We start from the raw sequence: 6,489 nt of genomic DNA on the forward strand, positions 1-6,489 counted from the left end.
TGCTAGGCCTGTTGGGGGGCTCCTATAAAATAGGGCCCCGATTCTTGCGTCAACAAGCACTGAGGCTGGCACGGCGTGTTACAGCGCCCCGCACGGTTGCCTGAAGTTTTATTTTTCATAGCCCCGGCCCATCGCGTCACAATGGGCCGGGGCATTCTGCTATCTGGCGTCAGACGCCAGCAACAGTACCACAGCCAGAGCGATAAGCGAGACCATGACTAAACGTCTCATGGCCGTGCTCCTTTTCCGGCTTGCGCCGCGCCAAGCGCAGGCAGTCAGTGAAAAGAAGCAACCGTGCGGTTCGCCTTATAGCCTACTCTTTCCCTCCACACAATGCGCGCGTAAATACGGTTTTATCGGACATCAGCTCAGATGAAATGCGAACATCCTTCGGGACTTTTCGACTCTTTACACTTACCCACCCGTTTAGCTGCATTAACAGCATATCTTACTGATTTATATTATTTTTCACGAAAACTTGAAAAGCATATAATTTGGCCACTGCCCGGCCTGATTTCTTCATGCGCCACAAGATTCAATCCCTTTTGAATCTGTTTAGCCATTAGTGATGATAAGTTATATTGAAGCTACTGACCAAGAAAGAACAAGAGGTTGTCAATCTGCTGATGAAAGGTACAACACCAAAAAATTGCACGTGAACTGCATACATCGCGCAAGCCCATACACCTGTATCTTTCTCGCATCCGCAAAAAGTTTTCCGTGCATACCACTATAGAAATCATGCGTTGTATCGGGGAGAAGCTGGCCTATCCCAGGCACCCCATAAAACTCACACCCCGTGGAGCGAAAGTCTTCCGCCTGTCTCTCGGTGGGGTAAACACCACAAGAATTGCCCGCTGCTTGAAAAGCACCCGAAGCGGCGTCCGACGCTACAGAGAAAAAATGCTTATGGCAAACGGGTGTAATTCCATGCTGGAATTAGTCGCAAGGTATTACGGGACATACACTGAGTAACAGTCTCAAGGAGCTTTCATGGAAACTGACGGACGTACCATCATTATTTCCACACCGGAAGAACTGTTTCCCCTTATTACGGAAGCCGTGCGACTCGCCGGTTATGGTTATGAGAATACCCGAAATACTTCTGACAACCCGAACCAAAAACTGCTTGCTCCCAAAGATGTGGAAAGAGAGTTCGGCATTCGCCAAAAGACTCTCGCCTACTGGCGTCAGGAAGGTATTGGCCCGGCATATACGAGCTTTGGCAGGCGCGTCTTCTATGAACGCGCTGTACTGGAAGAGTATATTGCCTCTGGACGTATCCAAACTTCGGAATCAAAATGATGGATTTCTCAGGCCGCCAGTATATCCCCTATAATCGAGAGCTTTTCGTTTTCCTGCCCAGGGAAAAGGTGAGCGTATCCCATCGTCATTGTGATGTTCTTATGGCGCATGAGCTTTTGCAGCTCCATAAGCGTGACTTTACCGGACTGAGCCAGCCAGGATGCGAAGGTATGTCTCATGGTATGCAGGGTGACGGCGTACAGACTATCACCATCCTTCGGGGCCAGATTGAGCTTTCTGACGGCAGTCTGGAAGCAAGCGGGGTCTTGGTGAACGCTGTTTTCTTAAGGGGCTGCTGGAAGATGAGTTCCGCAGGGTTGCGCTTGTACGTCAGGAACATCCTACTCATATCCTCCAGTACTCGACGAAAACCCATTTGCCTCCTTTCTGATGACATAGAAGCCGCAGGCGTTGGCATCCACATCCTGTCCGCGCAGCTTGAAAATTTCTGTGGGCCGGAGTCCGGTTCGCAGGGAAAGCAGGGCCATGTCATGCAACTGCGGATGCCGCTTTTCAAGGTCGTCCAGAAGGGCCTTGGCTTCTTCCCGTGTCAGGAAACGCAGTCTTTCATTGTTGGTTTTGACCATTTTCCAAGTACCGCCCTTGGTGGACAACGGGTTGACTCCGCTCCACATGCCGGTGGCGACAGCACGATTTATGGCGGAACGCATGAACGAAAAGATGTTGTTCACGGTCTGTTCGGCCAGAGTTTTCCGTTTCCGCGTCTTGGTGTTGGACTTTCCTGCGGCTTTTTTGGGCTTTGTATTCCTGGTGGGCGTCTTCAGGAGCTGCGCCTTGAGGCTGGAAAGCAAATTCGGGGGCAGCTCGACAACGGGCAGAGCGAGAATTATGTTCTTGGGACGGGCGTTATATTGACTGTAATGCTGGTCAACGTATTTCCCTTCGCTCTTGCCCCATTCAAGATAGGCATCCACCAAGTCCCCGATGGTGACTTTATCCCGCTTAATGGGGTTGACGCCAGTGAACTCAACTTTACCCGCTCCTTTCTGACCGCAGCCGGACGGATGCCCTTGCTGTGCCTGCCGACAGTTTTCCAGTGCCCCTTACCCTTGTGGTCTGCGTATCAGAAGCAGTAGATTTTGTCATACTCTCCAGTGTGCGGATCGCGTTTGGCGAACTGACGGAAGAAGACGCTCTCGAACCTGGTCTTTATGTATTTTCTTTCATCTTCACTATTTATATTAGTATGTTAGATGATACAGCGAAAGAAGGCAAAATGCTTATCCAAAATAGATTTTCAGGATAAAAATATTTACGATAATATGTTGAATTTAATAATTATTTATCTCTTTCTATTGGCAATATATGACTAAGAGAGAAACAGAGCTTTTTCACTTTTCCCGTTGGCGGGCTCCACGTCTGAGGCATTTTGTGGCTATCCGTTTGGAACTTCAAGAAGAAAAGCTCAGGCCATTTCCTGTGGCCCCCCGTTTAAGGTATGCCAAAGGTATGCCGCTGGATAGCTCCTTAAATGGTTTGAGTGGTTTGATTAAGGTTGACAGAATCGTCCAATGGTCGTATTGGTCTTACCAATTCAATAAGGAACCATCATGACCAAGACAGATCCTCTCTCCGGCCGCCCGCACCGGAGCTATCAGAAGCTCACGGAACGCCTCCGGCAATTCATGGCGGAAGGCCATTTCCGCGACGGGGACAAACTGCCCCCGGAACGCGCCCTTGCCGAGTCGTTCGGCGTTTCCCGCAGCAGCGTGCGCGAGGCCATCCGCGCCCTTGCCGCAAAGGGGCTCCTCGAAAGCAGGCAAGGGGACGGGACGTATGTCCGCGTGCCCGACATGGAGCCGCTCAAGGAGGCCATCCTTGAAGCCGTGGATTCCGAAGGCCTGATGTTCGACGAGGTGACGGAATACCGCCGCATCGTGGAGCCGGGCATTGCGGAAATCGCCGCCGTGCGCCATACCTCCGAACAGCTTGACCGCCTCAAGATCATCGCCTGCGATCAGCAGCGCCGCCTGCTCGTCGGCGAGAGCGACGGCGATCTCGACGCCAAGTTCCACCTTGCCCTCGCCGAATGCACGGGCAACAAACTGCTTATAGACACCGTCGCCCGGCTGAACCGCATCTACGCCAAGGGGCGCACCCCGGAGCTGCGGGACACGCCGTGGCGACAGTTCTCGGTTTCCTCCCACCTGCGCATCATCGACGCGCTTGAGCGGCGATCCCCGGAAGACAGCCGCAAGGCCCTCGAAGAGCATATCGATACGGTCATCCACAAACACCTTTTCGCTACCGTGAGGGACTGACATGCTGATTTCACTGGTTGTTTACTGTTTGCTCGGAGCCATCGCGGGCGTTCTGGCGGGGCTTCTCGGCGTGGGCGGGGGCATCGTCATCGTGCCCATGCTCGTCTTCGCCTTCGGCTGGCAAAACTTCCCGCCGGACGTGCTCATGCTCATGGCCCTTGGGACGTCGATGGGCAGCATCATGTTCACGTCGGTTTCCAGCTCCCTGGCCCACAGCCGCAACAAGGGCGTCCGGTGGGACGCCGTGCGGAACATCACCCCCGGCATCCTGATCGGCACGTTCTGCGGGTCGTTCCTGGCTTCCCACGTCCCGGCGCGGTTCCTCCAGCTCTTTTTCGTGGCCTTCCTCTTCTTCGTGGTCACCCAGATGCTCAGCGGCAAAAAGCCCAAGCCGTCCCGCCACCTGCCCGGCTTCGCGGGCATGAGCGCCGCGGGCGGGATCATCGGCGTGGTGTCGAGCCTCGTGGGGATCGGCGGCGGCACGCTCTCCGTGCCCTTCCTGCTCTGGAACAACCTGGACATGCGCAAGGCCATCGGCACCTCGGCGGCCATCGGCTTCCCCATCGCCCTTGCCGGGTGCTTCGGCTACATCGTGAACGGCTGGAACGCCGCGAACCTGCCTCCCTATTCCTTCGGCTACATTTACCTTCCGGGGCTGTTCGGCATCGTCATCGTCAGCATGTTCACCGCCCCGCTGGGCGCGCGCCTCGCCCAGACCCTTCCCGTGCCCAAGCTCAAGAAATGCTTCGCCCTCCTGCTCATCATCGTGGGCATCAGGATGCTGCTCAAGGCGCTATAGGCGGACGGCACCAAAAAGGCGGGGGACACCCGCCTTTTTTATGAGCGGCGCCCTTCCTTTTCCGGCCCCTCAGACGCCCGGCGTCAGGGGCCAGAGGATGAACACGGCGACCGTCCAGAAGGCGTGGGAAAGGATGCAGGGGACGAGGCTGCCGGTTTTCCAATAGAGCCAGCCCCAGAACAGCCCCGCCGTCAATGCGGCCATGACCAGCATGAAGTTCCCTGAGAAAACGTGGACGCCCGCGTACACGCACACCGCAAGGAGCCATCCGGCCTTGCCGCCGAAACGGTGCATGAACCAGCGCTGGATGAAGCCGCGCCAGAAAACCTCTTCGGCGGGGCTGGTGATGAACAGCAGCACCAGCGCCATGACGAGCGGCGAACCTTCATGGCGGATGTCGTAGATGGCCGATACCTGATGCGGCGCAAAGCGGAACAGCCAGCCGGAAAGCGTATTGCCGAGCGCAAAAAACGCATAGAGGAGCGCCGCCGAAACGAGGCCGATGAGCACGGCCCGCCCTGCCCACTCCGCCCGTTTAACGGGAACGCCCGCGAACCAAAACGAAAGCAGGGCCAGCACCGAGGCCGCCGTGCCCATGCCGATCCAGAAATTGACCCAGTGCAGGCCGAAATTCACCCACCAGAAGAAAGCGGCCAGCGCCAGCGTGCCGCACACCTGCCCCGCCGTGGGGATGCGCGGCGTCATGCGGACAGCTCCTTGATCAGGCCCTGCGCCAGCTCAAGGCCGCGCGGCAGCAGTATCCCGGCGATGAGCAGCAGCCCGAACAGGAAATGGTGCCTCGCGGATACGCCGTCCAGCGATACAAGCTCGGCTTCGGGAAAGGGCCGGGTTCCGAGCGTCCGCAGCGTGCGCCACAGGCCCGGCGCAAGCACGAAAGGCAATAGGCCGGACGGCGGCACGACGCCGAATGCGGCGAGGGGCAACAGGAAGCCGTATGCGCCTACGCACAGGGCAGCGTACAGGCACAAGGCTTTCCTGCGGCCCAACAGCATGGCGAGGGTCGTGATCCCGGCCTCGCGGTCGTGCGCGATGTCGCGGATGTCGTTGGCGTGCATGATGCTGGTGACGAGGCACGCAATGGGCAGGGAGGCGAGGAAGGGCCGCCAGTCGAGGGAGCCCCCCTGAATGTAGTAGGCGGGAAGCGCCATAAGCGGCCCCATGAGCAGGAACACCATCACCGGGCCGCAGGCGTGGTATTTGTAAGGCCAGAAGCCGCTAGTGTAGCCGTAGCCGCCCGCAATGCCCACAAGGCCGAAGGCGAGGATCGGCCAGCCGCAGGCGAACCCCAGTACGATGCCCACGGCAAAGGCCACGCACAAGGCGATGAGGCCGCCCCGCCGCATGGCTTCGGGGCTGATGAGGCCGAGGAGGATGGGCGATTCGCCGTGGGCGGAAGCTTCGGTATCCACGCCGCTTAGGTAGTCGCCGTAGATGTTCAGCATATTCGTGCCCGTCTGAATCGCGACGCCGCCCAGAAGCGTGAGCAGGAACAGCCCGGCATGGGCGGCATCCGAAGCCCACGCCAGAGCCGCCCCAAGCGTCAGGGGGATCACAGACGCGGTGAACGACCAAGGCCGCGTCGCCAAAAGCCACTTCTTCATGAAACTCTCCTGATGGACGATGAGCCGCCCCAAAACAAGACGGCGGGGCGGGGCTGCCCCAGCTTTTGGGGCCGCGCCATTCATTCTATCTTCTTCCTGTTATTGCAGAATGCCGCCGCAGTATACACGTTTCGCCTTGTTTTGCCACCTTTTTTGCCGTGAAGGAAAGGCCGCCGGAACCTCCCGCGCCTTTCCTTCCGCGCCCTTCCTCCCGCACATCCCGGCTGTCTTGGGAAAGGGGCGTTGCACCGTTCACGCCTTCCGCACAGCCCCGTTTTGGGGCCTCTCCTTGGGCATCCCCGCGCGCCTCGGCCAGCTTCTGCCAGCCCTGCATACAACCGTTTTGAGGCCACACAGGATATATCCCATTTTCCTTGGCCGTGCCCTAGGAGCTGTCTCTAAATAAGTTCTCGACTTTTCGTCTTTCTGTTGTTTTGATGTCTGGCATGAGCAGACACGATATTTCAGACGAAAAATGGGC

Annotated in this window: 6 protein-coding genes; 4 read left to right on the forward strand and 2 right to left on the reverse strand. The window is 57.4% G+C overall.

Annotated features, from left to right (window positions below):
* Positions 1-993: 993 nt before the first annotated feature.
* The 4 genes from ACZM8Y_RS17385 to ACZM8Y_RS17400 all read left to right on the forward strand — a co-directional run bounded on the left by ACZM8Y_RS17385 (position 994) and on the right by ACZM8Y_RS17400 (position 4,386).
* Positions 994-1,305, forward strand: a complete 312-nt coding sequence (locus tag ACZM8Y_RS17385; protein WP_479859431.1) for a helix-turn-helix transcriptional regulator — start codon at positions 994-996, stop codon at positions 1,303-1,305.
* Positions 1,302-2,402: a hypothetical protein gene (locus tag ACZM8Y_RS17390; RefSeq protein WP_482334493.1), complete on the forward strand. Its 1,101-nt coding sequence runs from the start codon at positions 1,302-1,304 to the stop codon at positions 2,400-2,402. Before ACZM8Y_RS17385 ends, ACZM8Y_RS17390 begins: the two co-directional genes overlap by 4 nt.
* A gap of 474 nt (positions 2,403-2,876) precedes the next feature.
* Positions 2,877-3,587, forward strand: coding sequence for a FadR/GntR family transcriptional regulator (locus ACZM8Y_RS17395; protein WP_302553625.1), 711 nt, complete (start codon positions 2,877-2,879; stop codon positions 3,585-3,587).
* A 1-nt stretch (position 3,588) separates the two neighbouring features.
* A complete protein-coding gene (locus tag ACZM8Y_RS17400; RefSeq protein ID WP_302553627.1) occupies positions 3,589-4,386 on the forward strand; it encodes a sulfite exporter TauE/SafE family protein in 798 nt (265 codons plus the stop codon).
* A 69-nt stretch (positions 4,387-4,455) separates the two neighbouring features.
* Here the strand turns inward: ACZM8Y_RS17400 and ACZM8Y_RS17405 are convergent, their stop codons facing one another.
* Both ACZM8Y_RS17405 and menA read right to left on the reverse strand, forming a co-directional pair.
* On the reverse strand, positions 4,456-5,091 hold the full coding sequence (locus ACZM8Y_RS17405; RefSeq protein ID WP_479859433.1) for a CPBP family intramembrane glutamic endopeptidase: 636 nt from the start codon (positions 5,089-5,091) through the stop codon (positions 4,456-4,458).
* On the reverse strand, positions 5,088-6,008 hold the full coding sequence (gene menA / locus ACZM8Y_RS17410; RefSeq protein ID WP_479859434.1) for a 1,4-dihydroxy-2-naphthoate octaprenyltransferase: 921 nt from the start codon (positions 6,006-6,008) through the stop codon (positions 5,088-5,090). The genes ACZM8Y_RS17405 and menA overlap by 4 nt, the downstream gene beginning before the upstream one ends.
* Between the last annotated feature and the right edge of the window lie 481 nt (positions 6,009-6,489).

It is taken from the genome of Bilophila sp., assembly GCF_057864385.1.